Origin of the sequence: Burkholderia aenigmatica (genome assembly GCF_902499175.1) — a bacterium.
GTDB classification, from domain to species: Bacteria; Pseudomonadota; Gammaproteobacteria; order Burkholderiales; family Burkholderiaceae; genus Burkholderia; species Burkholderia aenigmatica.
Genome location: NZ_CABVQC010000006.1, coordinates 148,289 through 170,792, shown reverse-complemented (window position 1 = coordinate 170,792; position 22,504 = coordinate 148,289). Strand labels below are relative to the sequence as shown.

Here is a 22,504-nt window from a genome sequence, read left to right as displayed (position 1 = left end):
GTCACTATCCATGCTCAGCGTGCTCACGCGGTCGAACGATTGATGAGTGATCGGCAGCGGCTACGCAACCATCCGTGAACACGACACGGCGTCATGCCCTTTTCAGAAAGCACGCTTTGAGCATGAAACTGCCGGCGTCCGTCTTGCAGTCGAATTCGTGGTCGCCGCCAACGACCCGAATGCTCGTCACCTTGGTGCCCACCTTCAGCGTGATCGATGCCCCCTTCACGCGCAGATCCTTGATCGGCACGACCGCGTCGCCGTCTGACAACACATTTCCATTGGCGTCTTTGACGACGTTCTCTACCGACTCGTCAGCGGCGTCGGCGGCGGCGCCGGCGTTCGGCGACCACTCGTGACCGCAGTCGGCGCACCCGTACAAGGTGCCGTCCGGGTAGGTATTTCCATCGCGCATTGCGGAGATGAAGGGGCTGCCTTCATTGCAGCGTCCAATCGATCTGATCGAGTCGGTCAGCGTGGAGGGCGGCCGGCTGCACCGGCGACAACGCCGCACCGTCGCCTGGACGGCCATCCAGACATGCACACACCATTATAATCAAACACACATAAACGCACCGCTGGATTATAATCGTGCGCTTGCCGCCTTTCACTGGACTTGAGGGTGGATTCGCTGAGGATGTCGACATGTTCGATCTGGATAGGGCACTACTGGCACCCGACCGACGACCGGTAACCCTGCGGGACGTCGCGGGAAACCGGGGGCTCATCGCCGTAGGTGTCGGGCGCGCTGGCGAACGTGGATTCCAGATGGTTCATCGCTTCCACGACGTGGGCGAACAGCTTGCAGCCATCGGCATTCACCTTGCTTTCGTCTATCCCCGGGAATCGGCCAGGCACGTCATGGATCCGCTCTCGGCGGCCAGCGCCCGATTTCGGTGTCATCCGCACTTGCTCCTCGACTGGGACGGACGCTGTTTCACGCGAGAGGTGCCGCCACGATCGCTGGCCACCGTGTACCAGAACGGTGAAATGAGACGACTCGCCGACGTTGTCGATTTGCGCGGCGCGACGTGGGAAAGTGAATTCCGGGCGTTCGTTGCGCGTTGCACGGTCGGCGTGTGCTGAACCCAACGATCTCGGTCGAGGCTTGCACAACGTGGCAGCAGTCGTTTGCTTCCGGATTGGGAAAGGTGCGTCCCCGGCCCAGGATGCACTCGTCGATATGGCGCGTCGCTTCGCGAGCGACATCCTGCCCGTCGCGAACGGGCGCCGTGGTAACGCGAAAGATGGCATGGCCGTCGCGTCGTTGCAGGTGCGTGGCGGCGCCTCCGCTCAGGTACTCGCTGCCGGCCCGGACGAGGAAGCCGCACTTCAAGCGCTTAGGCCATTGCTACAGAAGGGGTGACGCGCATGCCGCCGCTTGACCTTCCGCTCCTTGCCGTTCGAGCCGATCATGCAACCGCTCACACGGACAAACCGATCGTCGTGGAAACCGAGCACCTCGTCTCGCTGTGCTTCGACGGCCGCGGTATGCAAAGCACCATGCTGCGCGCCGCGCCGAATGCGCTTGCACTCGGTTACACACGCACGATGATGGGCTTCCTGTTATTCCAACCGGAATCGGCTCGTATTGGCTTGATTGGTCTGGGCGGCGGCTCGCTGGCGAAGTATTGCCATCGATACCTGCCCGAGGCGCACATCACGGCAATCGAAATCAATCCCGACGTGATTGCGCTACGCGATAGATTCCACATCCCGCCCGACGACGAACGCCTGACGGTCGTGTGCGCGGATGCGGCACGCCACCTGTCGACCACGACGCAAACGTTCGACGCACTGCTATTGGACGGCTTCAATGCAGATGGCGCGCCGGCCGAACTTTACAGTTCGGCCTTCTACCAAACCTGCCATGCACGGTTGAGTAACGACGGTGTATTGGTTATCAACTTTTTGGGTGAGGATCCGCGTCTCGGCGACATGCTCGGTCGGCTTTACGACACGTTCGGTGCGTCGATTGCACTCGCGCCGGCGGAAGACAGTACATCCAACATGATCGCGTTCGCCTGGAAGCGCAACGCCCCCCTGCCATCGCTCGAGGCATTGATGGAACGTGCCGAGCGACATACCGAACGGCACAGCCTCGATCTCGTTGACACGGCGGTACGCATTGAAGTCGGCGCCAGTTACGACTGGACGCGCCTGAAAGCATGTCTTGCCAACTGATTTCCCGGCTTCCGACGCGCGCGGTCATGATCAACATACGGGAGAAACGATGAACGACAACGATACGACAAGCGCACCCATCCTCTCCGCGCCCGCAATCTGTGCGCTGGAGCGTCTTGCCGAGGTCCGCTATGGCCGGCAGGCGCCCGCGCCCGGCTGGTCCATCACGCGGGAATTGATCGGCGCGGGGTTGGTGAGTTCCCCATTGAATGGCCGTCCGAGCATTTCGATCACGGCAGCCGGACGGGCATTCCTGAAGAACCGAAAATAGCGTCCGCCGATCGCGCCAGGCAGATCGAATTGAAATCCCGCGTGCGCCCTGGAAGTCGGCCTGTCGTAGTACGTACTACATGGGGCGCATGGCCGAAACGCGTCGAGGTTCAGCCATATGTCACCTTCGGGCGAATGTCACGTCGCAGCTGAAAGCCGACACATGCGGTTGCCCGCTGACGTCCCACAACGCGGCCTTCCCACCGTCAGCGAATTTTGCTCGCGATAGAAAGCGTCCAGCCTGAACGCTGCGTCGTGCGTCGGAATTCGATCAAACAATGGGGAGTGGGCCGCCGGAACTCGACGTTTGCCTCGTGAGTTGACAAACTCCATGCGGACGCAGACGACTTGACCTGACTATTTTTGCTGGATCGTCAATGCAATCGGCACCTCGCGGGCCGAAAGGCTGGATTCACGGCGACTCGGGAGTGACAGCATTATTTTGCTCCACACCTTGAGACCGTGGATGACTTGCAACGGCTCCATTTCGCATTCCTATTTGTCCATCGTCCCGTCGACAACTTTTCCCCTCGAAAGCCAATGCGGCGTCAACGCGGATCCGCACGCCTGCAATGGCAGCAGTCACGCACCGGGGGCGGGTCACTGCGCGTACCGGTTATCGCCGTCGTCTTCACCAGGTCTTTGACGTCGGGCCGGAAACGCGGCTCCTCTTTTTTCTCTTCGGTTGGGGGATTGTAAGGAGCCATTGACAACAGATCGTGTAATATTTCGTAATGATCTGTCGAGTAACCTTTACCTGGCCCGAATCGAGTGGCGTAGCGGCGTCCGCACAAGCTGACGTTCGCCAACGCTTTTGCCCGAACGGCACCGGGGCGTGGTTCTCTCCCGGCGACGCGCCGGATATCGCGCCGACGCATTTTGCCCGTTCGTCGAGCCGTTCGTCGGCATTTGCGGCAAGTCGGCAAAGATTTCCGCGCGGACAGGATCAGCGGGCGATGCAGATTTCGTCACATTCCTCTGGAATGTTACGCAGTATTATCCGCGTCGCTTCGGCTACCACGCGTTCGGACTGGGCCTAACCGCTCGCCATGTTCCCGTTTTGCCCCCTCGTTTAGCGATGCCCATCCGAATCCTGCTCGTCGAAGACGACGTTCAATTGTCCATACTGACCGCAGACTATCTGCGCAAGCATCAGTACGAGGTAGACACGCTGCTTGACGGCACCGATGCCGTGTCGACGATCGTCACGCGCCGCCCTGACCTGGTGCTGCTCGACATCAACCTGCCGGGCAAGGACGGTTTCGAGATTTGCCGCGAAGCACGCTTGCAGTACGACGGCATCGTCATCATGATGACGGCCCGCGACGAACTGTTCGACGAGCTGCTCGGCCTGGAATTCGGCGCGGACGACTTTCTCCACAAGCCGGTCGAGCCGCGCATTCTGCTCGCGCGGATCAAGGCCCACCTGCGGCGGCTACGCATGCGACCGGTTGACTACGTGCCGGCCTCCCCTCAGCGGTTCGAGTTCGGCAAGTTTTCGATCGACCGGGCGGATCGCAAGGTTCGCCTTCCTGACGGTAGCGCGCCTCGCCTGACGTCGACCGAATTCGACCTGCTGTGGGCCCTTGCCTGCCGCGCCGGCGAGGTCGTCAGCCGGGAAGACCTGACGGTGCTGTTGCGCGGCATCGAGTTCGACGGCTTCGATCGCTCGATCGACGGCCGGATCTCGAAGCTGCGCCGCAAGCTGCTCGATGACATCACGGAACCGAAGCGGATCAAGACGATACGCTGCAAGGGCTATCAGTTCAGCAAGCATGCGTGGGAATGACGCGGCATACGCGTCGACACGCCGCTTCGCGTGCGGCCTGTCGTGGCCCGCGACCGCATGCGTTGGTCGGCCGCGCACCTGCCACTGCATGTGTGCAGCACCTGCAGCAGTTGCCGATTGGCGTCGGGCACGCCGATACCGGCCGGCAACCGGATACCGTCACGTGCCCGTCGTCTTCTCGCCGAGCGCGGTGACGGGCGTCTCCGGATTGCGCGCAAGCCCTTGCGCGAACACCTTCAATCCTTCCAGCAACGGCGTCAGCGCGTCCCACAGCGCTTCGTCGTGCAGCAGCCGGTAGGCGCCGCGCACGCCGGGTGCGACATGCGCGTGCTGCGCCGGTTGCCACGCGCCAACGTGGTGCAGCGCGTCGGCAGCCGCGAACGCGGCCTTGCCGAACTGCTCCGGCGGAATGCGCGACAGCGCCATCAAGAGCACCGCGAGATTCTGCATGCCGCTCTGCATGCCCGGCTTGTCGAGTGCATCGACGAACGTGTCGGCCAGCCGCGCGTTCGCGCTGACGACCTCGCTCGCCAAATGCAGGAATCCATGCCGGTGCAGGCTGCCGAGCAGGTGTTCGAGCGCGTCGTGCGCGCCGGGCTCCATGTGCGGAGGGTTCGTGTCGGGAGACTGACGTTCGGTCATCGGCTTTCTCCGGTTGGGACGCCACGTGGCAGCTGCGACGGCGACCACGCGCGCCGGTTGCGTCTCGCTCGTCGGACGCCCCGTGCCCGGCGGCAGCGGCCGCGATGCGCGGCAAGGGGCCAGACAGGCGCGCGAACCGCGCGTGGTTTGCCCCGCGGCGGTTGCTTGCGCCGTTTCCATCGACGAGCCATGCGGCCCGCCTGTCGAACGGCCGTGCCGGTACGCGCCGGCCAGCCGCCGCCCTACCGCATGTTTCCCGTATGCCCCAGCGAATAGCGCCCCGGCTGCGGCCACACCGTCAGGCCGTGCGGCTCCATGCCGACGGGAATCGACCGGACCGCGCCGCTCGTGGTGTCGATCGCGTAGACGACGTCATCGAAGCGGCCCGACAGCCACAGCGTCTTGCCGTCCGCGCTGACGTTGCCCATGTCGGGGCTGCCGCCACCGGGGATCGGCCAGGTCGCGACCACCTTGCGCGTCGCGAAATCGAGCACCGATACGCCGCCCTTGCCGTGGCGCGGCCCGTGGACCAGATTCGAGCCGCGATTCGCGATATAGAGCTTCGTGCCGTCGCGGCTCGGATACAGTCCGTGCGTCCCGACGCCGGTCGGGATGAAACCGGCCTTCGTGAAGCGGTCGCCATCGACGACGTATACACCGTCCGCCATCATGTCGGCGACATAGAACACCTTGCCATTCGGCGACACGCGGATGTCCTGTGGCATCCCTTTCCGGTCGAGCTCGAGGTAGCCGACCACCTTGCGATTCACCAGATCGATCTTCGCCAGCTTGCCGCCGAACTCGCACGTGAAGAGCGCATAGTGGCCGTCGATCGAAAAGTCGGCATGGTTGATGCCCTTGCATTGCGGGACATCGAGGCTCGATTTCAGCGCCATCGTTTTCGGGTCGCGGAAGTCGAGCCGCGCATGTGCCTCGGCCACCACGATCGCATCCTTGCCGTCGGGCGTGAAATACATGTTGTACGGATCGTCGACGCTCACTGCCTGACCGGGCTTGCCCGTCTTCGGATCGATCGGCGTCAGGCTGCCGTCGGTTCGCCCTTCCGCATTGTTCGCGACCCATAGCGTCTGCAGATCCCAGGCCGGCACGACGTGCTGCGGACTGCGGCCGACGGCGAACCGGTCGACGACCTTGTACGTGGCCGGGTCGATCACGTAGACGTCGTTCGATCGCAGGTTCGGCACATAGATGCGCGGCAAGGCGCCCGCTACCGCCACACTCATGCGGCCGGCCTGCGCCTCGCTGTACAGGTTGTCGGGATTGATGACGGGCGGCATGCCGGGTACGGCCGCGACGGCGGACGCCGCGATCGCACTGTGAGCGCAGAAGCCGGCCAGCGCTGCCGCAATGACGATCGCGAGACGGGGGAAGCGGTTGTGACGGCGAAAACGCGGTTGCATGGCGGTGTTCCCGTTCGATTGAATGGAACGACGGCAAAAATAGCGCGATGGCGCGGCTGCATCAGCGGCCGGCGATTTCCTTTCTGATTGCGTCGACGGTGCGCGACACGATGGCGTCGGTGCCGAGCCGGCCGAGTTCGACGCTCGCATGACGCGGATCGCCGCCGTAGACGCCGTCGACGGCACCGGGCTTCGCGGCGTCGCGCAGCTTGTCGACCCTGACCATGCGCGGCGCCACCGCCAGCAGCAGCGACGTGTCGGCCAGCCCCGCATGCGTGCCGATATCCGTGGCCGGCACGCCATGCTCGCGCAGGATCCGGTCATAACCGTCGGAACTGGTGCCGTAATACTCGGCCGGCACGAACGCGCGCGTGCCCGTGCCGGCCCACGACTTGTTGAGCCGGGCGACCGACTGCCTGATGTCGTTCTGGTAGCCGCCGTGGTCGCCGAGAAACACGATGTTCGTGAAGCCATGGACCCGGAAGCTGTTGGCCGCGGATTCGAGGGTCTTTTCGAAGACGTCGTCGGGCACGGTGATGGTGCCCGGAAAGCGCATGTGCGACGTCGGCGGCGCATAGCCGCCCTCGGGCACATAGGCGATGACGGGCGCGACGATCGCGTTGCCGAGGCCTTCCGCAATCCGTTCGGACAGCACCCTGACCCGCGCGTTGTGCTTGCCGAGCGCGACGTACGGCCCGCTTTGCTCGGTCCCGCCGATCGGAATCAGGATGGTGGTCTTGCCGGCCCGGATGCTGTCGCGTAGTTCGGTCCAGGTCATGTCTTCGAGCTGCACCGTTCCCGGCGCCTGGGCGAGCGCAGCTTGCGCGACGGTGAAAGCGAGGGCGGCGAAGATGGCGCGTGGCAGGCATTTCATCGCGGATTCTCGACGGAAGGAAAGAGACGACGCTGCGTTCCCTCGCACCATAAACGATCTCGCCCGACTTGTCGCTGACTGCGGCGCGACGATTCACGCCGCAGGTCGAGAGAAAGCGTTTCGTCAGGATTCCGTCGTGCGTCGCGAAGGTTCTCGCGCCATTTCAGCGCGCGACGGGACGATTCGATGCACGGACGGCGGCTCCTCGCGCCAGCATCACGTCAACGCGATTCACGCCGTCAACACGGCCACCGCCTTGATCTCGACGATATAGCCGGGCGCGCCGCCCAGCATGTGCGCACCGACCGCCGTCCACGCCGGCTTCGGGTGGGTGTCGAGGTAGCGGTCGCGCACCTGCATGAACAACGGCAGGTCGCGCATGTCGGTATGGAAGGTCGTCAGGTCGACCACGTCGGCGAACGATGCGCCGGCGGCATCCAGCACAAGCTTCAGATTTTCGAACGCCTGCACGATCTGCGCTTCACGGCCTTCGACGAGCTGCATCGCCGCATCGCGGCCGATCTGGCCGGATACGTACAGCGTATCGCCGACCTTCAGGCCGGGCGCGTAGCCGATCTTTTCGTACACCGCTTCCATTCCTGCCGGAACGATGGCTTTGCGATCACGCATGGGGGTCTCCGTGGCCGGCGTCTTCGCGCCGGCCGGTTGGTTGTCGATGAACACACGTTGAACACGTGCAAGCGGCGTCACGACGCGCCGCTCAACCCGTGTCGCCGCCCGCGACCGGCAGCACCGTGCCGGTGATGTAGCTCGCCTCGTCGGATGCGAGGAACAGGATCGGCGCGATCTGTTCGTCGAGGCTGCCGTAGCGCTTGAAGAACGTCGATTCCGTAACCTGGCGCACGGCTTCGCCCATCCATGCCTGTTCCTGTTCGCTGTCGCCGGCCGCGTTGCGCGGCACGCGGCGCGGCGGCGCGCTGGTGCCGCCCGGCGCGGTCGCCACGACCCGGATGTTGTGCGCCGCGTATTCCATCGCGAGCGCCGCCGTCAGCGCATTGACGCCGCCCTTCGCCGCCGAGTACGGCACGCGGCGGATGCCTCGCGTCGCGTTCGACGAGATGTTGACGATCGTGCCGCCGCCGCGCGCGAGCAGGTGCGGCAACACCGCGTGACAGGTATAGAGCGTCGGCATCAGCGAACGGCGGATTTCCGCATCGATCTGTGCCGGCTCGAATTCGGCGAACGGGCGCATGCGAATCGCGCCGCCGACGCCGTTGATCAGGATGTCGATGCCGCCGAACGTCTGCACGGCGTGCGCGATCGCCGCCTGCGCACCTTCGTACGTTTCGAGATCGGCGACGAAGCCGGCCGTCTCGCAACCAGTCGCTTCGGCCGCGACCTCGGCGACGAAATCCGCACGATCGACGAACAGCACCCTGCCGCCCTCGGCCGCCGCGCGCAGCGCGACGCCGCGGCCGATGCCCTGTGCGGCGCCCGTGACGACGATGACCTTGCCAGAGAATCGTTGCATGATCACGCCGCCTTTGCCGTGACGTTGGGGGTGAACTTCTCGTAGTGGAAGCTGTTCGGCTTCACGCCTTCGTCGTCGAAGTACTTGCGCACCGCGTCGACCATCGGCGGCGGCCCGCACAGATACACGTCGACGTCGCCGTCGTTCAGCGCACCGGCCGGGATGTGCTGCGTGACCCAGCCCTTGCGCGGATGGCTCGACGCGGCATCCGCGATGACCGTCGCAAAGCTGAAATTCGGCAGCTTCGCCGCGTAGGCTTCGATCGCTTCGACCAGCACGAGGTCGAGATCGCGCGTCACGCCATAGATCAGGTGCACCTTCTGCTGCGACCCGGTGCGCGCCAGCACTTCGAGCATCGACAGGAACGGCGCAAGCCCCGTGCCGCCCGCGAGGAACAGCAGCGGCCGCTGCACGTCGCGCAGGTAGAAGCTGCCGAGCGGCCCGTGCAGTTCCAGCTTGTCGCCGGGCTGCGCCGATTCGAGCCAGGTGCTCATCACGCCGCCGGGAATCTTCTTGATCAGGAAGCTGACCTTCGCATCGGCCGGTGCCGACGAGAACGAGTAGGAACGGTGCTGCCCGCTCGCGGGTACGTCGATATTCACGTACTGGCCCGGCAGGAAGACGGGCGCGGCCGCGCCGACATCGAGTTCGAGCACGACGGCCGCGTCGTTGTGCTGCTCGACCTTCGTCACCGTCGCGGCGAACCCGCTCTGGCCGGTCTTGCACGCGACCGACGACGTCGGCACCGCGATCACGCAATCGCTTTGCGGCACCATCTGGCAGGTCAGCACGAGGCCGCCGTCCTTTTCATCTTCGGTGAGCGCATCGTCGATGTAGTCGTCGCCGAGGTCGTAGCTGCCGCTTTCGGCGCGGCACTTGCAGGTGCCGCACACCCCGTCGGAGCAATCCATCGGCAGGTTGATCTTCGCGCGGAAGGCGGCATCGAGCACCTTCTCGCCGGCCTTGCAGTCGATGAAGCGGGTTACCCCGTCCTCGAAATTCAGTGCAATCTTGTAACTGGACATGGCGTCGCCTCCACTTCCTTTCATGACAAAGCAACGGGTGTCAGACGTGGTACACGTCGAGCACCTGCCGGATGTAGTCGTTCTTCAGCACGATCTTCTTGTACGAGATCAGCAGTTCATCGCCCACCTTGCGCAACGTGACGAACATCGTGCCGAAGAAGTGATCGGTCACGCGGTAGCGGTGGTTCAGCGTGTGAAAGTTGTAGCGCACGTCCACCTCGTCGTCGCGCTCGGCCAGCACCTCGACGTTCGTCACGTTGTGGCTGGTGCGCGGCTCGGGCGTCGATGCGCCGCTGCGCTCGGTCTTGATCCGGAACACGCGATCCTCGAGGCCGCCGCGGTCCGGGTAGTACATCAGCGAGATCTGGCTCTGGTGATCCTCGGTCGGCCGATCGTCGTCGTCCCATGCGGGCATCCAGTACGTGACGTCCTCCGTGTAGCAGGTCAGCCACGCGTCCCACTGGCGATCGTCGAGCAGGCGCGCTTCGCGATACAGCGCCGCGCAGACAGTCCGGTAATCGAAGCTCATGCTGCCACCTCCCCGCGTTCCTTCTTCAGCGCATCGCGCATCACATGCACCCAGTGTTCGTGCTGGCACACGAACAGCCCTTCGTCCTCGCTGCGCTCGCCGGAAATGCGCGGGTTCAGCCCCATCTTCTTCGCGTTCTCGTCGGGACCGTCGACCCACAGCGGCGCGCCGCGCGACAGGTCGTTCCACATCGCCGTGATGCCTGCATAGCCGGCCTGGCACGCGCGGAACTCTTCGAGGTCGTCGGCCGTGCCCATGCCCGTCACGTTGAAGAAATCCTCGTACTGGCGGATCCGCACCGTGCGGTCGGTCTCGCTCTCGCCCTTCGGCGCGAAGCAGAAGATCGTGACTTCGGTCTTGTCGACGCCGAGCGGCCGCACCACGCGAATCTGCGTGCTGAACTGGTCCATCAGGAACACGTTCGGGTACACGCACAGGTTGCGGGTCTGGTTGACGATGAAGTCGGCCTGCACGTCGCCGACGCGCGCCTTGATCTCTTCACGGTGCTGATACACGGGCCGCACTTCCGGATTCATCGTCTGCGTCCACAGCAGGATGTGGCCATTGTCGAAGCCGTACACGCCCGCGACCGACTTGCTCCAGCTGTTCGCATCGACGGCCTTGGTGCCGTCTTCCTTGCGGCGGCCCATCGTCGCCGCGTAGTTCCAGTGCACGGTGCTGACGTGGTAGCCGTCGCAGCCGTTCTCCATCTGCATCTTCCAGTTGCCTTCGTAGATGTAGGACGAGTTGCCGCGCAGCACTTCGAGCCCGTCCGGCGCCTGGTCGACGATCTGGTCGATGATCACGCGCGCTTCGCCGAGGTACGCCTCGAGCGGCAGCACATCGGCGCTGAGGCTGCCGAACAGGAAACCGCGATAGTTCTCGAAACGCGCGACCTTCTTCAGGTCGTGCGAGCCGTGCGTGTTGAACTGCACCGGATACTCGGTCGTCTTCTCGTCCTTCACCTTCAGCAGCTTGCCGGTGTTCGAGAAGGTCCAGCCGTGGAACGGGCACGTGAAGCTGCCCTTGTTGCCATGCTTGCGGCGGCACAGCATCGCGCCCTTGTGCGCGCAGGCATTGATGACCGCGTGCAGCTCGCCGGTCTTGTCGCGCGTGATCACGATCGGCTGGCGGCCGATCCACGTCGTGTAGTAATCGTTGTTGGCGGGGATCTGGCTTTCGTGCGCCAGGTACACCCAGTTGCTCTCGAAGATGTGCTTCATCTCCAGCTCGTACAGCTCGGCGTTCGTGAAGATGTCGCGGCGGCAGCGGAATACGCCGGCTGCCTTGTCGTCCTGCACGGCGGTGGCGAGCAGGTGATCCAGGTCGGTGGCTTGGTCGATCGTGGCGGACATGTTGGCTCCTCCCATGCGCGTGCCGCGTCCTGCAAGCACGCTCGCATCGGTAATCGGTTGAATCTCGCGGGAACCCGGCCGGCGGCGGCGCATCCGCGCCGCGCCGGCGGGCGGTTACGCCGTCGCGGCTGCGCGCAGGCGGTGGACGATCTGGTTGTCCTTGCCCTGCACCAGCGGCGTCAGCACGAAGTTGAACTCGATGTCCTGGTACGCATCGGCCTTCATGCCGAGCGCCGTGCCGCCGGTCTTGTCGACCACGGGCGGGATCAGCTCCTCGCGCGTCGCATACGCGAAGTCATCCCAGATCAGCGGATCGCCATCGATGTTGAACTGCGTCGTCAGCTTGCGGTGGTCGTGGCTGTCGACGAAGAAGTGCACGTGCGCCGGGCGGTTGCCGTGGCGGCCGAGGCCGTTCAGCAACTGCTGCGTCGCGCCCTGCGGCGGGCAGCCGTAACCGACCGGCATCAGCGTGCGGAATTCGTACTTGCCGTCGGCGCCCGTCTTCACCGCGCCGCGCAGATTGAAATCGCTCTGCTTGCCGGTCGGGTCGAAGTGCGAATAGAAGCCGTGCGAGTTCGCGTGCCAGCATTCGACCACCGCGCCCGCGATCGGCTTGCCGTCGAGGCCGGTAACCGTGCCGTGGATCACCAGCGGGCCCGCGCCGTCGTCCGCGTCGAGGTCGATCTTCGACACGCCGTCGCGCACCGGCGCACCCGCGACATACAGCGGCCCTTCGATCGTGCGCGGCGTGCCGCCATCGAGGCCGACCGCCTTGTCCGCGGCGTCCATCCGGATATCGAGATACTTTTCGAGACCGAGGCCGGCCGCGAGCAGCGCCGCTTCGCCGTCCTGGCCGAGCTTGTTCAGGTAGTTGACGCCGGCCCACACTTCGTCGGGCGTGATGTCGAGATCGTCGATCGCCTTGAACAGGTCGCCGAGCAGCCGCAGCACGACCTGCTGCGTGCGCGCGTTGCCTTCGTTGCCGCCCGCGTTCGACGCGGCCTTCAGCAGATCCTGCACTTCCCGGGTATCGAAAACTTTGACGCTCATGATGGTGTCTCCACGTGTATTAGGGGGAATGACGGCCGTTGCCTGGCTCGGGTTATCGCGCGACTTTCGTCAGCCCGTCGCGGGTGAAACGCCTGACCTTGTCCTCGTCGAGTTCGATGCCGAGGCCAGGGCCGTCCGGCACGGTCAGTTCGAAGTCGCTGTAATCGAGCGGCTGCGTCAGGATCTCTTCGGTGATCAGCAGCGGGCCGAACAGTTCGGTGCCCCACTGCAGGTTCGCGAAACTCGCGAACAGGTGCGCGGACGCCACCGTGCTGAACGCGCCTTCGAGCATCGTGCCGCCGTACAGCTCGATGCCGGCCGCATCCGCGATCGCGGCGACGCGCTGCGCGGCGAACAGGCCGCCGCTCTGCTCGATCTTGATCGCGAACACGTCCGCGCCGTGATGCTTCGCGATGTCGAATGCGCTGTCGGGGCCCTGCAGGATTTCATCGGCCATCAGCGCAATCGGGAAGCGGCGCATCAGGCGCGCCAGCGCCGCGGCCGAGGCCACCGGCTGCTCGACCAGTTCGCAGCCGGCATCGGCCAGCGCCGGAATCGCGCGCGCGGCCTGTGTTTCGCTCCATGCCATGTTCACGTCGACACGCACCGACGCGCGATCGCCGACGGCCTTCTTGATCTCGGCCACGTGGCGGATATCCGTATCGAGCGCCTTCGCGCCGATCTTCAGCTTGAACACGTTGTGGCGGCGCTGGTCGAGCATCCGCTCGGCTTCGGCGATGTCGGTGGCCGTGTCGCCCGACGCGAGCGTCCACGCGACCGGCAGGCGATCGCGGCGGCGGCCGCCGAGCAGCTCGCTCACCGGCACGCCGAGCCGCTTGCCGTGCGCGTCGAGCAGCGCGGTTTCGAGCGCGCTCTTCGCAAAGTGGTTGACCTTCGCGAGCTTGCCGAGGAACGCCATCAGCGTCTGGATGCGCGTCGCGTCCTTGCCGACGATTGCCGGCGCGAGATACGTGTCGATCGCGAGCTTCATCGCCTCGGGGCTTTCCGGGCCGTAAGCCATGCCGGCGATCGTCGTGCCTTCGCCGAGGCCCGTCACGCCGTCGCTGCAGAACACCTTCACGAGCATCAGCGTCTGGCCGTACATCGTGGCCACCGACAGCTTGTGCGGGCGGATCGTCGGCAGATCGACGAGGCGGGTTTCGATGCGTTCGATGGTGACGGAGGACATGGGGCACGCCGTGGGGTGAAGTTCTTGAGGCGATTTATACGTCTCGGCCGGATCGAGCGTCCAATACTTTTAGGCGGCCATTTCAATACCTGACAGGTATTGAAATTCGGGAATATTCGTTTGATTTCGCGGTTTACCATACCCTCCATGACAGGCAATACGACCTGGAAGCCATGCTGGATCGAGGGGAGCGGCCACCCGGGATGCGAGCGGCCGCAGATGGGTTTGGCATCGGTCGCCACGCGCGCAGCGACGTAAAAAAGTGGCCTCGGCGGGCCGCTGCCAGGGTTTTCCTGATGCCTGGCACGGGGGCTCGGGGGCAAATTTCTCGCCATGCGCGGTCGGCAATCGGCTTCGTGGCCGTTCGTTCGACCGGTTGTCGGCGCAAGCTTATGTGGCGCCGACAAGATTCACGGCAGCGGTGCTTGCGCACCGGGTCGAGCACGCGCGCGGGGCGGCGTCTGGGCAATCCACAGGACGTGCCCGGCCGGCATCGTGGCGAGCGCCGCCGGCGCTGGCGATTCATTCTGCCGCCGCACCACACCACCCCGGCGCGGCAACACGGCGTCACGACGCGCCATCGACGCCCGGGTACCCGCCCAACCGGCCCTCTGCCCCATACCCATCGTCCGGCAACGGCAGCCGCCCGAGCGCCCGCTCGACCTCCAGCGCGACCGCGATGAGTTCACGATCGGTGCCGGCCGCCCCGTCCAGTGCGAGACCGACCGGCAACCCGGCCGCCGTCAGGCCGGCCGGGATGGTCATGCCCGGTACGCCGGCATTGCTGCCCGGCTCGGTATTCCGGATGTAGGTCGAGAACACCGACGCGGTCTCGCCGTCGAGCATCATCGCGTCACCCGACGGGATCGGGCACGCGGTGGCGATCGTGGTCGGAAAGACCAGCGCATCGGCGCCGCTGTCGGCGAGGCACTGCCGATACGCGGCACGCGACCGGGTACGCCGGTCGAGCGCGGTGTGGTACGCCGCTTCGCCGATACCGTCGGGGCCGGTGATATGGCGGGCGATCTTCGCGACGTCCGGGCTCCCCACGTTCACGACGATGTCGTCGACCGACAGGTCGTAGCCGTTCTCGACCAGATACGCGTGCATCGACGAACGGAATTCATACATCGCGATGATGGCCGGCTCGTCGTCGAAGAACCCCGGATAGTCGTTCAGGTCGATGTCGACGCACTCGAATCCCGCTTGCGCCAGCTTAGCCACTGCGGCATTCGCCACCGCGTCGACATCCCGCGCGAGGCCGCGCCAGAACGTCGTGCGCGGGACCGCGAGGCGCACCGGGCGCGTTGTGTTGCGCGTCGGCAGCGACGTTGCGGCGCCGGTGCCCGACAGAATCGCGTCGAGCAGCGCGATGTCCTCGACCGACCGCGCGATCGGGCCGACCGTGTCGCGCGTGCGCGAAATCGGCGCCACGCCAGCCGACGGGTAGCGCCCCACGGTCGGCCGGAGGCCGACGGCGCCGCACAGCGCCGCCGGAATCCGGACCGAACCGCCGGTGTCCGTCCCGAGCGCGGCAGGCACCACGCCCGCGCCGACCAGCGCGCCCGAGCCGCTGCTGCTGCCGCCCGGCATCCGGTTGAAGTCATACGGGTTGCGTACCGCACCCGTCACGCGGTTGTTGCCCGACACGCCGAATGCCAGCTCGTGCAGGTTGGTCTTGCCCGCGATCAGCGCCCCGTGCGCCAGCAGCCGCGCCACGACCGGCGCATGCTGCGGCGGCACGCGGTTGTGCAGCGCCAGCGTGCCGTTGCCGGTCGGCAGGCAGGCGGTGTCGATGTTGTCCTTGATCGCGATCGGCAGGCCCAGCAGCGCGTGCGGGGTGGCCGACGTCGCGAGGTCGCGGTCGCAGCGGGCCGCTTCGGCGAGCAGCCGCGCATCGTCGACGCACGTAAAACCATTCAGGTAGCGCCAGCGCGCGTGCCGCTCGATCATTGCGTACGCGTATTCGACACAGGAAAACTCCCGGCGCAGGAGCGCGTGCCGGGCTTCGGTGAGCGTCAGGTGTCCCAGGGTGGGCATCGTCGTCGGTCCTCGTGACAGGGGATCGTCACAAGGTAGGGCGCGCCGATTTTGACGCCCATCATCACAATGGATGACCCCGGCCGACGGCCACGCAGCCGGTCACGCCAGCGCGGCCGCCAGGCTCGCGCGGTTGGCGACGCCCTTTTTCGCCATCACGCGCCGCAGATGGGTGCGGACCGTCGACAGCCCGATGCCGAGCGTGCGCGCGACGTCCTTGTCGGTATAACCGGCGGCGACGAGCCGCGCGACGTCGCTCTCGCGCTCGGTCAGCCCCGCGCACGCGTGGCGCCGCCGCAGCAGCGCGCGCCGGAAAAACGGCTCGATGCCATTCAGCAGCAGCTTGTCGCGTTCGGTGAAATCGGGCCGCCCTTGTGCGCGCCAGATGCGCAGGTCGCCGACGTGCGTCGCGCCGTCGAACGCGTAGACGTTGATGCCGTGGTGCATGCCGTCGCGGCACAGGAAATCGTTGTAGAACTCGGTCTGCTCCAGCTCGCGCCGGCTCACCACCTCGTCGACGCAGGTCGCCACGCGGCGCGCGCGCAGATGCGACGTCACCGGATCGATATGCTGGAACCATGCTTCGTACCGGGCGATCTGCAACGGATCGACGTTGTACGCGAACCCGTTGCGCCAAAGGCCGGTTTGCTCGTCGCAATCGAACGATGCGGCGAAATCCGCGCGAAGCAGCTGCGTGATCGCGGGCAGCACGACCGTCCTCACATCGACGACCGGCCCCAGTTCTTCCAGGCGGGCGACGATGTCGCCGAACAGCCGGAGTTCCTCCGGCGTGATATCGGACACGGCAAGGTTCATGGCGGACGGTTCCTCGGCAAGCCGGTGGAGAACACCTGTATCGAGCGCTTCGACGGGCGATTCCGCGACCAAGGCCCGAACGAGCACGGGTTCGTCACGATGCGCCATGTTACCCGGCTGATCGACGCATCGCGTATTGCGTATTGCGTATCGAATACGACACCGAGCGGGCGCAGGGTTCGCCCCGGCCATCCGGCACCTGGGCCGTTCGCCCCGGCGCACGAGGCAAGGCAGCCGGTATCCCGGGGAGAACCACGGCCCGCCAACTGCGGCACGACGGATCGCAGCGTCATGGCGCACGCGTGAAGACCCGCTCAGCGGCCGGCAGCCGCCACCGACGCCTGCCATTGCGCGGCCACGCCGGCGTAATCCCTGACCTTGAAGGCGGAGCCGTCCTGGACGTGGACCCAGCCGAGCGTGCGCTCGGCGAGCGGCTTGTCGTGGTCGTCGGTCGCGATCTTGACGATTGCATGCGCACGCACATGCACGAGACCGTCCGGGTAGTCGGACGACGGATTCGCCAGCGTCACCGTCACGAACGGCCCGAGATCCTGCAGAAGTCGAGCGGCCGGCGGATTGTCGGCCATCAGCAACGAGCCGCCCTTCACGCGGTCGTCCACGCGAATGGCCGTGCCGCCCGGCCGCCGCTGCGCAGCGGTCGGCTGCGACATCCACAGCACGTGATCCGGGTTGAGATAGACCACATCGGGATCGCCCATCGCGTCGCGGGTTTCAATCCGGGGTATCGGCATGCACAGTCTCCAGTCGATTATCGGGCACCGAATGCGGGTGCGGCGGCGCCATGATGATGCCGCAATATGTCGGCTTGTCGCGTGTCTGGCGGCGAATGGCGCAACCACCCTTGGCTGGATGCCCGAGCGCGGCACACGTTCCTGCTGCTCTGGTGTGCCGATGCCGTCGATCGGTGGTTGACGCCGCTGCGCGCCAACGCGATCAGCGGCCGGGCAGCGCGGCCGCACCGGCTACCCTCGCCACGTTGCGTCCGCAAGCTTCGCCACCAACTCGTCGTACACGACCCGGATGCGCCGGGGCATCGGCCCGCGTCGCGGCCGATAGACGTGCAGTTTCCACGGCTCGGGCTCGAGGCCGGGCAGCAGCCGCACGAGTCGCCCCTTGTCGATATACGGCCGGACGAGATACTCCGAGCACTGGCCGAGCCCTACTCCCGCACACACGGCCTCGATCTCTACCTCGGTGTCGTCGGTCAGATACGCCGGCGACGACGGGACGAACTGGTGCTCCCCGCGAAACATCCACGGCCACGCCCGGCCGCTCGCGCGATCGATCAGGCACGTCACCGGCATCGATTCGAGGTCCTTGCGGCTTTTGGGCTCACCCAGCCGCCGGATCAGCGACGGCGCGCCGACGATCCACATCGGCAACGGCCCGACCATCCGCGCAACGAAGCGGTTGTCGCCGATCGCCCCGACGCGCACGCCGATATCGATCTGTTCGTCGACCACCGGCGACGGCACGTCCGACAGCCTCAGGTCGGGCACGAGCCCCGGATAGCGCCGCATGAGATCGCTCAGGATCGGCTGGACGTAACGACGCCCCATGCCCGACGGCGCCGTGATCCTGACGACGCCCACCGGCTCGTCGGCCTGGCCGGTCGCGGGCCCGAACAGCCCGTCGACGGCGGCCAGCGCCGTGTGCGCGTCACGCGCGAACGCTTGCCCGAACGCGGTGATCCGGATGCTCCGGGTCGTCCGGTGAAACAGCGTTTCGCCCAGCATCTCTTCCAGTTCGCGCACCGCACGCGTCACGACCTGCGGCGATACACCCAGGCGCGCTGCCGCCTCGCGGAACGTGGGCGCCGCGGCAGCCACGGAAAAGATCTTCAGGATGTCGAGTCGGTTGAGCATGGAGAACGCTCCTGGCACGCGCAGGCGGCCGCGCTTTTCATTCCCGAAACGGGAATTCTGAATGCGCCATTGTTCCATTTTTTTACGACGCGCGAGCGACCACAATGCACATCAAGCGTGCATCGCAACCGATCCGACTCAGCCACATGCGGCGCTTTCATCCATCACTCTGGAGCATCTCATCATGAACGCAAGCACGAAACCGGCCCAACTCGACGGCCGCATCGCCCTGGTGACGGGCGCCAGTTCCGGCATTGGCCGCGCCTCCGCGATCGAACTCGCGCGTCGCGGTGCAAAGGTCGTCGTCTCCGCGCGGCGCAAGCCCGAGCTCGATCAACTGGTCGACGAAATCATCACCGCCGGCGGCGAAGCCAGGGCCTTCGTCGCGGACGTCGCGAACGAAGACGATCTGCGCAAGCTGTTCGGTTTCGCAGTAGAGACCTACGGACGCCTCGACATCGCGTTCAACAATGCCGGTACGGAAGGCGTGTTCGCGCCGCTGCTCGAGCAGGATGCCGAGCGGTTCGACAGGGTGTTCGAGCCGAACGTACGCGGCGTATTCAATTCGATGAAGTTCGCCGCCGAAATCATGCTGCGGCAGGGGTCGGGCAGCATCATCAACAACGCGTCGATGGGCGGGCTGATCGGCTTCGAGAATGCGTCGGTCTATATCGCGAGCAAGCACGCGGTGATCGGGATGACGAAGACCGCTTCGATCGAATGGTTCAAGCGAGGCGTGCGCGTGAACGCACTGTGCCCGGGGCTGATCGAAACGCCGTTCCATCATCGCGGCATCTGGCCGTCGGAGGAGGCGCAACAGGCGTTTGCCGCATCGACACCGGCAGGACGCTGGGGCTCCGCCGAGGAGATGGCGACGATCGTCGCGTTCCTCGCGTCGGACGATTCCAGCTATGTGTCAGGGCATGCGCTCGTGGCCGACGGCGGTTACTCGGTGGCATGACCGGTGAAGCGCGAGGCCGGGCCGTGGCCGCCTTCGCCGCACGCCACAAGCCGGCGTCCCTCGACTACGCCACCGCCTGCCTCGCGTGCAGCCGCAGCGCGAGCCACGCGATCCCGACCGCCACCGCGCCGACCACGCCGCCGAACGTGCCGACCCACGGCAGCCCGAAGTCGCCGGCGATATGGTTGCCGATCAGCGCACCGGCGCCGATGCCGACGTTGTAAAGCCCGGAGAAAATCGACACTGCCAGGTCGGTGCCCTCCGGCGCCAGCTTCAGCACCCATGCCTGCATGGCGAGGCCGAAGCAGACGATCGCGCCGCCCCAGACCAGCGTATGCACGGACAGCGTGACGATGTTCAGCGCGCACGGGAACAGGATCAGCAGGCATCCCGCCAGCGCGACGATCGACCCGAGCAGGAAGTCGTCCGGACGGTGCGGATAGATGCGGTTGAAGCAGATCGCGGCTGGTATGCCGGCGATACCGAACAGGATCAGCACGTAGGTAATCCGGCTGCTGCTGGCGTGATTGACGCTCTGGACGAACGGCTCGATGTACGTGTACGACGTGAAGTGCGCGGTCACGACGAGCACGGTGATCGCGTACAGCGCAACCAGCGCGGGCTTGCGCAGGAACACGCCGATGCTGCTGAGCGACCCGGCGCCCTGGCTCGGCAGCACCGGCAACGTCGCGCGCAGCAGCAGCAACGCGACAGCCGCCGCACCGGCGATGATCAGGAACGTGACCCGCCAGCCGAACGTCTCGCCGACCACGCGCCCGAGCGGAATGCCGGCCACCATCGCGATCGCCGTGCCCATCGCCAGCAGGCTGAGCGCGCGGCTTTTCCGGTCGCTCGGCGCGAGGCGCACGGCCAGCGGCACGGAAATCGACCAGAACACCGCATGCGCGCACGCGATGCCCAGCCGGCCGACCATCAGCACCGCGAAATTCCACGCGACGCCGGTCACGACGTGGCTGCCGATGAACACCAGCAACGCCCCCGTCAGCAGCTTGCGACGCTCGACATGGCGCGTGGCCAGCGTCAGCGGCAGCGACACGACGGCCACGGCCCACGCATAGATCGTCAGCATCAGGCCGACGTCGGTCGGCTGCATGTGCAGGCTGTCGCCGATCGCGCTGAGCAGCGCGACGGGCACGAATTCGGTGGTATTGAAGATGAAGGCGGTGAGTGCCAGGGCCAGTACGCCCCACCACGAGTGCTTGGAACTGACGGCGTCCGGTGTAGCCATACCTGGAATCGGCGAGACGAGGGTTGGGGGCGCGCGGCGCGGAGAACCCGGCCCGGCGATCGCCGCGATTGTACCAGCGGCATATGACACGGCGCGGCGCGGGATGGCCGCGGGACATGGTCATGACACGGCCACGCGCCGATAATGTGCCGACCGGCTTCTCACGACCCGTTCGCTCGAGCCCCATCGAGCCAGGAGATTCACATGCGCATTGAAACGTCCTTTCTGTTCGATCTCGACGGCACGCTCGTCGACAGCGTCTACCAGCACGTGCTCGCGTGGAAGGAAGCGCTCGATGCCGAAGGCATCGAACTGTCGGTGTGGCGCATCCACCGCAAGATCGGCATGAGCGGCGGCCTGTTCCTGAATCAGCTGCTGCGCGAGACGTCGGGCAACCTCGACGCCGAGCGCGTCGAGCGACTCGCCCGCCTCCATGCGGCTGCGTACCAGCGGCTGCGCGCGCAGGTCCGGCCGCTGCCGGGCGCGCGCGAACTGCTGGCCGCGCTGTCGGCGGCCGGCATTCGCTGGGCAATCGCGACCAGCGGGCGGATGGAAACGGCCGCCATCAATCTCGAGGCGCTCGGCGTCGATCCGGCGAAAAACGTCGTGGTCACGCGCGACCAGGTCAAGTATGCGAAGCCGGATCCCGACCTGTTCCTGACGGCCGCCGCGCAATTGAACGTGCCGATCGAGCATACGGTCGTGGTCGGCGACAGCATCTGGGACATGCTGGCGGCTGCCCGCTGCCGCTCGCTCGGCGTCGGGCTGCTGTCGGGCGGATACGGCAGCGACGAACTCGAACGCGCGGGCGCGCTGCGCGTGTACGACGATCCGGCCGATCTGCTGTGGCATCTCGACGAGATTGCCGCGCGGCCGTAGGCGCCGGCCGGCCTGTGACGTTGACAGCGGATCCGCACGAGGACCGGTGCAGCGATCGCACGCAACTTATCGGCAGCTTGGGTGGGTGACAAGCTTGACGTGAATGGTGCGCGCCCAACCGAAATACACCTTGGCGCCCTGCTCGGCGGTGTCTGGCACTCCGCGCACCACCAGATAGCACGGCCGCCGTTCGGCTGTCAGGAATAGCCCGCTATATCCGCACAAATTGGCATCGACCGTTGCCGTCACAGCAACCAGCAACGGCAGATTGCCCTCCGGTTCATCGCGATGCGCTAAATCGACGTCGGGCTTCGCGGTCGGCGCAACGAGCGTGACGCGTACAACGCCGGGATCAACGCTCGCTGCGAGCACCGCCTGCCTCTTTCTCCCGTTATTTCAAGTTGCCAACGAATAACGCTCATGCATGAATCTCGGTGAACGAGCGTGTTTCCCGCATCCGATAACCGCAACCAGCAATTCACGAATGGATGTGCTCATTCAATTCGTCGATCGATTATTAAATTATTGTCGCGGGTATTTGTGGCCGCCCTGCTGCATTCCGGTAGCTAGACGGGTCTCGATGAACAAACGGGAGTAGCCAACACGACGGCAAGAGCTACTCTATCAGCCTGTTAAAGCGGAACTCGAAAAGTTGCAGTTGAAAGCGGAAGGGCTGAGGCAGCACGCATGCGCTGCCGTCGTGGTCGATGCCGATGTCGCATCGAGCGGCACACACCAATCGCCTCGAACTGATGTTCGCCTTTGACGGCGGGCTGTCCGACGCTTTATGCCCATCGAGCATGCGCGCTGACTTGACAGTTGTTTTCATTGTTGCCGCTCGTTCTCTTTTGTA

At 65.6% G+C, this 22,504-nt stretch carries 24 protein-coding genes and 1 pseudogene; 7 read left to right on the top strand and 18 right to left on the bottom strand.

Annotated elements, in window-relative coordinates; translation table 11 throughout:
• Nucleotides 1-91: 91 nt before the first annotated feature.
• Nucleotides 92-441 (bottom strand): annotated as a pseudogene (locus tag BDO18943_RS06830) (zinc ribbon domain-containing protein YjdM).
• 204 nt (nucleotides 442-645) lie between these two features.
• Between BDO18943_RS06830 and BDO18943_RS06825 the strand changes: the two are divergent.
• The 5 genes from BDO18943_RS06825 to BDO18943_RS06805 all read left to right on the top strand — a co-directional run bounded on the left by BDO18943_RS06825 (nucleotide 646) and on the right by BDO18943_RS06805 (nucleotide 4,243).
• Nucleotides 646-1,086 carry a hypothetical protein gene (locus tag BDO18943_RS06825; RefSeq protein WP_175021757.1) on the top strand — a complete coding sequence of 147 codons (441 nt, stop codon included), beginning with the start codon at nucleotides 646-648 and terminating at the stop codon, nucleotides 1,084-1,086.
• Nucleotides 1,087-1,183: 97 nt separating this feature from the next.
• Nucleotides 1,184-1,366 carry an HPr family phosphocarrier protein gene (locus tag BDO18943_RS06820; RefSeq protein WP_407649794.1) on the top strand — a complete coding sequence of 61 codons (183 nt, stop codon included), beginning with the start codon at nucleotides 1,184-1,186 and terminating at the stop codon, nucleotides 1,364-1,366.
• Between the two features lie 5 nt (nucleotides 1,367-1,371).
• Complete coding sequence (locus BDO18943_RS06815; protein ID WP_175021755.1) at nucleotides 1,372-2,184, top strand: fused MFS/spermidine synthase; 813 nt, start codon at nucleotides 1,372-1,374, stop codon at nucleotides 2,182-2,184.
• A gap of 49 nt (nucleotides 2,185-2,233) precedes the next feature.
• Nucleotides 2,234-2,455 carry a hypothetical protein gene (locus BDO18943_RS06810; RefSeq protein WP_175021754.1) on the top strand — a complete coding sequence of 74 codons (222 nt, stop codon included), beginning with the start codon at nucleotides 2,234-2,236 and terminating at the stop codon, nucleotides 2,453-2,455.
• A 1,077-nt stretch (nucleotides 2,456-3,532) separates the two neighbouring features.
• A complete protein-coding gene (locus tag BDO18943_RS06805; protein WP_089454390.1) occupies nucleotides 3,533-4,243 on the top strand; it encodes a response regulator in 711 nt (236 codons plus the stop codon).
• Nucleotides 4,244-4,402: 159 nt separating this feature from the next.
• Here the strand turns inward: BDO18943_RS06805 and BDO18943_RS06800 are convergent, their stop codons facing one another.
• The 14 genes from BDO18943_RS06800 to BDO18943_RS06735 form a co-directional block, all read right to left on the bottom strand.
• On the bottom strand, nucleotides 4,403-4,885 hold the full coding sequence (locus tag BDO18943_RS06800) for a DUF1641 domain-containing protein (protein WP_175021753.1): 483 nt from the start codon (nucleotides 4,883-4,885) through the stop codon (nucleotides 4,403-4,405).
• Between the two features lie 242 nt (nucleotides 4,886-5,127).
• Nucleotides 5,128-6,306: a YVTN family beta-propeller repeat protein gene (locus BDO18943_RS06795; RefSeq protein WP_175021752.1), complete on the bottom strand. Its 1,179-nt coding sequence runs from the start codon at nucleotides 6,304-6,306 to the stop codon at nucleotides 5,128-5,130.
• Between the two features lie 61 nt (nucleotides 6,307-6,367).
• Nucleotides 6,368-7,180: a creatininase family protein gene (locus BDO18943_RS06790; protein WP_175021751.1), complete on the bottom strand. Its 813-nt coding sequence runs from the start codon at nucleotides 7,178-7,180 to the stop codon at nucleotides 6,368-6,370.
• 231 nt (nucleotides 7,181-7,411) lie between these two features.
• A complete protein-coding gene (locus BDO18943_RS06785) occupies nucleotides 7,412-7,810 on the bottom strand; it encodes a RidA family protein (RefSeq protein WP_175021750.1) in 399 nt (132 codons plus the stop codon).
• 91 nt (nucleotides 7,811-7,901) lie between these two features.
• A complete protein-coding gene (benD, locus tag BDO18943_RS06780; protein WP_175021749.1) occupies nucleotides 7,902-8,672 on the bottom strand; it encodes a benzoate diol dehydrogenase BenD in 771 nt (256 codons plus the stop codon).
• 2 nt (nucleotides 8,673-8,674) lie between these two features.
• Nucleotides 8,675-9,697, bottom strand: a complete 1,023-nt coding sequence (gene benC, locus BDO18943_RS06775; protein ID WP_175021748.1) for a benzoate 1,2-dioxygenase electron transfer component BenC — start codon at nucleotides 9,695-9,697, stop codon at nucleotides 8,675-8,677.
• Between the two features lie 40 nt (nucleotides 9,698-9,737).
• Nucleotides 9,738-10,226: a benzoate 1,2-dioxygenase small subunit gene (gene benB, locus BDO18943_RS06770; protein WP_089454383.1), complete on the bottom strand. Its 489-nt coding sequence runs from the start codon at nucleotides 10,224-10,226 to the stop codon at nucleotides 9,738-9,740.
• Entirely contained in the window at nucleotides 10,223-11,581 is a 1,359-nt protein-coding gene (locus BDO18943_RS06765; RefSeq protein WP_175021747.1) for a Rieske 2Fe-2S domain-containing protein, read from the bottom strand. Before BDO18943_RS06765 ends, benB begins: the two co-directional genes overlap by 4 nt.
• A 114-nt stretch (nucleotides 11,582-11,695) precedes the next feature.
• Complete coding sequence (catA, locus tag BDO18943_RS06760) at nucleotides 11,696-12,631, bottom strand: catechol 1,2-dioxygenase (protein WP_089454381.1); 936 nt, start codon at nucleotides 12,629-12,631, stop codon at nucleotides 11,696-11,698.
• 52 nt (nucleotides 12,632-12,683) lie between these two features.
• The gene (locus tag BDO18943_RS06755) at nucleotides 12,684-13,820 is read right to left on the bottom strand and encodes a muconate/chloromuconate family cycloisomerase (protein WP_043191961.1); all 1,137 of its coding nucleotides are present in this window, start codon (nucleotides 13,818-13,820) and stop codon (nucleotides 12,684-12,686) included.
• Between the two features lie 567 nt (nucleotides 13,821-14,387).
• Nucleotides 14,388-15,860, bottom strand: coding sequence for an indoleacetamide hydrolase (gene iaaH / locus BDO18943_RS06750; protein WP_175021746.1), 1,473 nt, complete (start codon nucleotides 15,858-15,860; stop codon nucleotides 14,388-14,390).
• A gap of 102 nt (nucleotides 15,861-15,962) precedes the next feature.
• Nucleotides 15,963-16,676 carry a helix-turn-helix transcriptional regulator gene (locus BDO18943_RS06745; protein WP_043191963.1) on the bottom strand — a complete coding sequence of 238 codons (714 nt, stop codon included), beginning with the start codon at nucleotides 16,674-16,676 and terminating at the stop codon, nucleotides 15,963-15,965.
• A gap of 314 nt (nucleotides 16,677-16,990) precedes the next feature.
• Nucleotides 16,991-17,428, bottom strand: coding sequence for a hypothetical protein (locus BDO18943_RS06740; RefSeq protein ID WP_143331216.1), 438 nt, complete (start codon nucleotides 17,426-17,428; stop codon nucleotides 16,991-16,993).
• A 231-nt stretch (nucleotides 17,429-17,659) separates the two neighbouring features.
• A complete protein-coding gene (locus tag BDO18943_RS06735; protein WP_175021745.1) occupies nucleotides 17,660-18,562 on the bottom strand; it encodes a LysR family transcriptional regulator in 903 nt (300 codons plus the stop codon).
• Between the two features lie 184 nt (nucleotides 18,563-18,746).
• Here BDO18943_RS06735 and BDO18943_RS06730 point away from each other — a divergent pair, with 184 nt between their 5' ends.
• A complete protein-coding gene (locus tag BDO18943_RS06730) occupies nucleotides 18,747-19,523 on the top strand; it encodes an SDR family NAD(P)-dependent oxidoreductase (protein WP_175021744.1) in 777 nt (258 codons plus the stop codon).
• Nucleotides 19,524-19,587: 64 nt separating this feature from the next.
• On the opposite strand, the gene BDO18943_RS06725 is transcribed toward BDO18943_RS06730, so the two are convergent.
• A complete protein-coding gene (locus BDO18943_RS06725) occupies nucleotides 19,588-20,772 on the bottom strand; it encodes a sugar transporter (RefSeq protein WP_175021743.1) in 1,185 nt (394 codons plus the stop codon).
• Nucleotides 20,773-20,976: 204 nt separating this feature from the next.
• On the opposite strand from BDO18943_RS06725, the gene BDO18943_RS06720 reads away from it, so the two are divergent.
• Nucleotides 20,977-21,651, top strand: a complete 675-nt coding sequence (locus BDO18943_RS06720) for an HAD family hydrolase (RefSeq protein WP_175021742.1) — start codon at nucleotides 20,977-20,979, stop codon at nucleotides 21,649-21,651.
• Nucleotides 21,652-21,717: 66 nt separating this feature from the next.
• Here BDO18943_RS06720 and BDO18943_RS06715 read toward each other — a convergent pair whose 3' ends face one another.
• Nucleotides 21,718-22,023 carry a hypothetical protein gene (locus BDO18943_RS06715; RefSeq protein WP_175021741.1) on the bottom strand — a complete coding sequence of 102 codons (306 nt, stop codon included), beginning with the start codon at nucleotides 22,021-22,023 and terminating at the stop codon, nucleotides 21,718-21,720.
• Between the two features lie 244 nt (nucleotides 22,024-22,267).
• On the bottom strand, nucleotides 22,268-22,480 hold the full coding sequence (locus BDO18943_RS06710; RefSeq protein WP_175021740.1) for a hypothetical protein: 213 nt from the start codon (nucleotides 22,478-22,480) through the stop codon (nucleotides 22,268-22,270).
• Nucleotides 22,481-22,504 lie beyond the last annotated feature (24 nt).

Excerpts from the sequence above, each read along its gene's own strand:
- BDO18943_RS06755 (WP_043191961.1), bottom strand. The coding sequence starts at position 13,820 with ATGTCCTCCGTCACCATCGAACGCATCGAAACCCGCCTCGTCGATCTG.
- BDO18943_RS06765 (WP_175021747.1), bottom strand. The coding sequence starts at position 11,581 with ATGTCCGCCACGATCGACCAAGCCACCGACCTGGATCACCTGCTCGCC.
- benB (WP_089454383.1), bottom strand. The coding sequence starts at position 10,226 with ATGAGCTTCGATTACCGGACTGTCTGCGCGGCGCTGTATCGCGAAGCG.
- BDO18943_RS06710 (WP_175021740.1), bottom strand. The coding sequence starts at position 22,480 with ATGAAAACAACTGTCAAGTCAGCGCGCATGCTCGATGGGCATAAAGCG.
- catA (WP_089454381.1), bottom strand. The coding sequence starts at position 12,631 with ATGAGCGTCAAAGTTTTCGATACCCGGGAAGTGCAGGATCTGCTGAAG.
- BDO18943_RS06820 (WP_407649794.1), top strand. The coding sequence starts at position 1,184 with ATGGCGCGTCGCTTCGCGAGCGACATCCTGCCCGTCGCGAACGGGCGC.
- BDO18943_RS06725 (WP_175021743.1), bottom strand. The coding sequence starts at position 20,772 with ATGGCTACACCGGACGCCGTCAGTTCCAAGCACTCGTGGTGGGGCGTA.
- BDO18943_RS06745 (WP_043191963.1), bottom strand. The coding sequence starts at position 16,676 with ATGAACCTTGCCGTGTCCGATATCACGCCGGAGGAACTCCGGCTGTTC.
- BDO18943_RS06800 (WP_175021753.1), bottom strand. The coding sequence starts at position 4,885 with ATGACCGAACGTCAGTCTCCCGACACGAACCCTCCGCACATGGAGCCC.
- BDO18943_RS06815 (WP_175021755.1), top strand. The coding sequence starts at position 1,372 with ATGCCGCCGCTTGACCTTCCGCTCCTTGCCGTTCGAGCCGATCATGCA.
- BDO18943_RS06825 (WP_175021757.1), top strand. The coding sequence starts at position 646 with ATGTTCGATCTGGATAGGGCACTACTGGCACCCGACCGACGACCGGTA.
- BDO18943_RS06740 (WP_143331216.1), bottom strand. The coding sequence starts at position 17,428 with ATGCCGATACCCCGGATTGAAACCCGCGACGCGATGGGCGATCCCGAT.
- BDO18943_RS06805 (WP_089454390.1), top strand. The coding sequence starts at position 3,533 with ATGCCCATCCGAATCCTGCTCGTCGAAGACGACGTTCAATTGTCCATA.
- benC (WP_175021748.1), bottom strand. The coding sequence starts at position 9,697 with ATGTCCAGTTACAAGATTGCACTGAATTTCGAGGACGGGGTAACCCGC.
- BDO18943_RS06735 (WP_175021745.1), bottom strand. The coding sequence starts at position 18,562 with ATGCTCAACCGACTCGACATCCTGAAGATCTTTTCCGTGGCTGCCGCG.
- benD (WP_175021749.1), bottom strand. The coding sequence starts at position 8,672 with ATGCAACGATTCTCTGGCAAGGTCATCGTCGTCACGGGCGCCGCACAG.
- BDO18943_RS06720 (WP_175021742.1), top strand. The coding sequence starts at position 20,977 with ATGCGCATTGAAACGTCCTTTCTGTTCGATCTCGACGGCACGCTCGTC.
- BDO18943_RS06795 (WP_175021752.1), bottom strand. The coding sequence starts at position 6,306 with ATGCAACCGCGTTTTCGCCGTCACAACCGCTTCCCCCGTCTCGCGATC.
- BDO18943_RS06730 (WP_175021744.1), top strand. The coding sequence starts at position 18,747 with ATGAACGCAAGCACGAAACCGGCCCAACTCGACGGCCGCATCGCCCTG.
- BDO18943_RS06790 (WP_175021751.1), bottom strand. The coding sequence starts at position 7,180 with ATGAAATGCCTGCCACGCGCCATCTTCGCCGCCCTCGCTTTCACCGTC.
- BDO18943_RS06810 (WP_175021754.1), top strand. The coding sequence starts at position 2,234 with ATGAACGACAACGATACGACAAGCGCACCCATCCTCTCCGCGCCCGCA.
- BDO18943_RS06785 (WP_175021750.1), bottom strand. The coding sequence starts at position 7,810 with ATGCGTGATCGCAAAGCCATCGTTCCGGCAGGAATGGAAGCGGTGTAC.
- iaaH (WP_175021746.1), bottom strand. The coding sequence starts at position 15,860 with ATGCCCACCCTGGGACACCTGACGCTCACCGAAGCCCGGCACGCGCTC.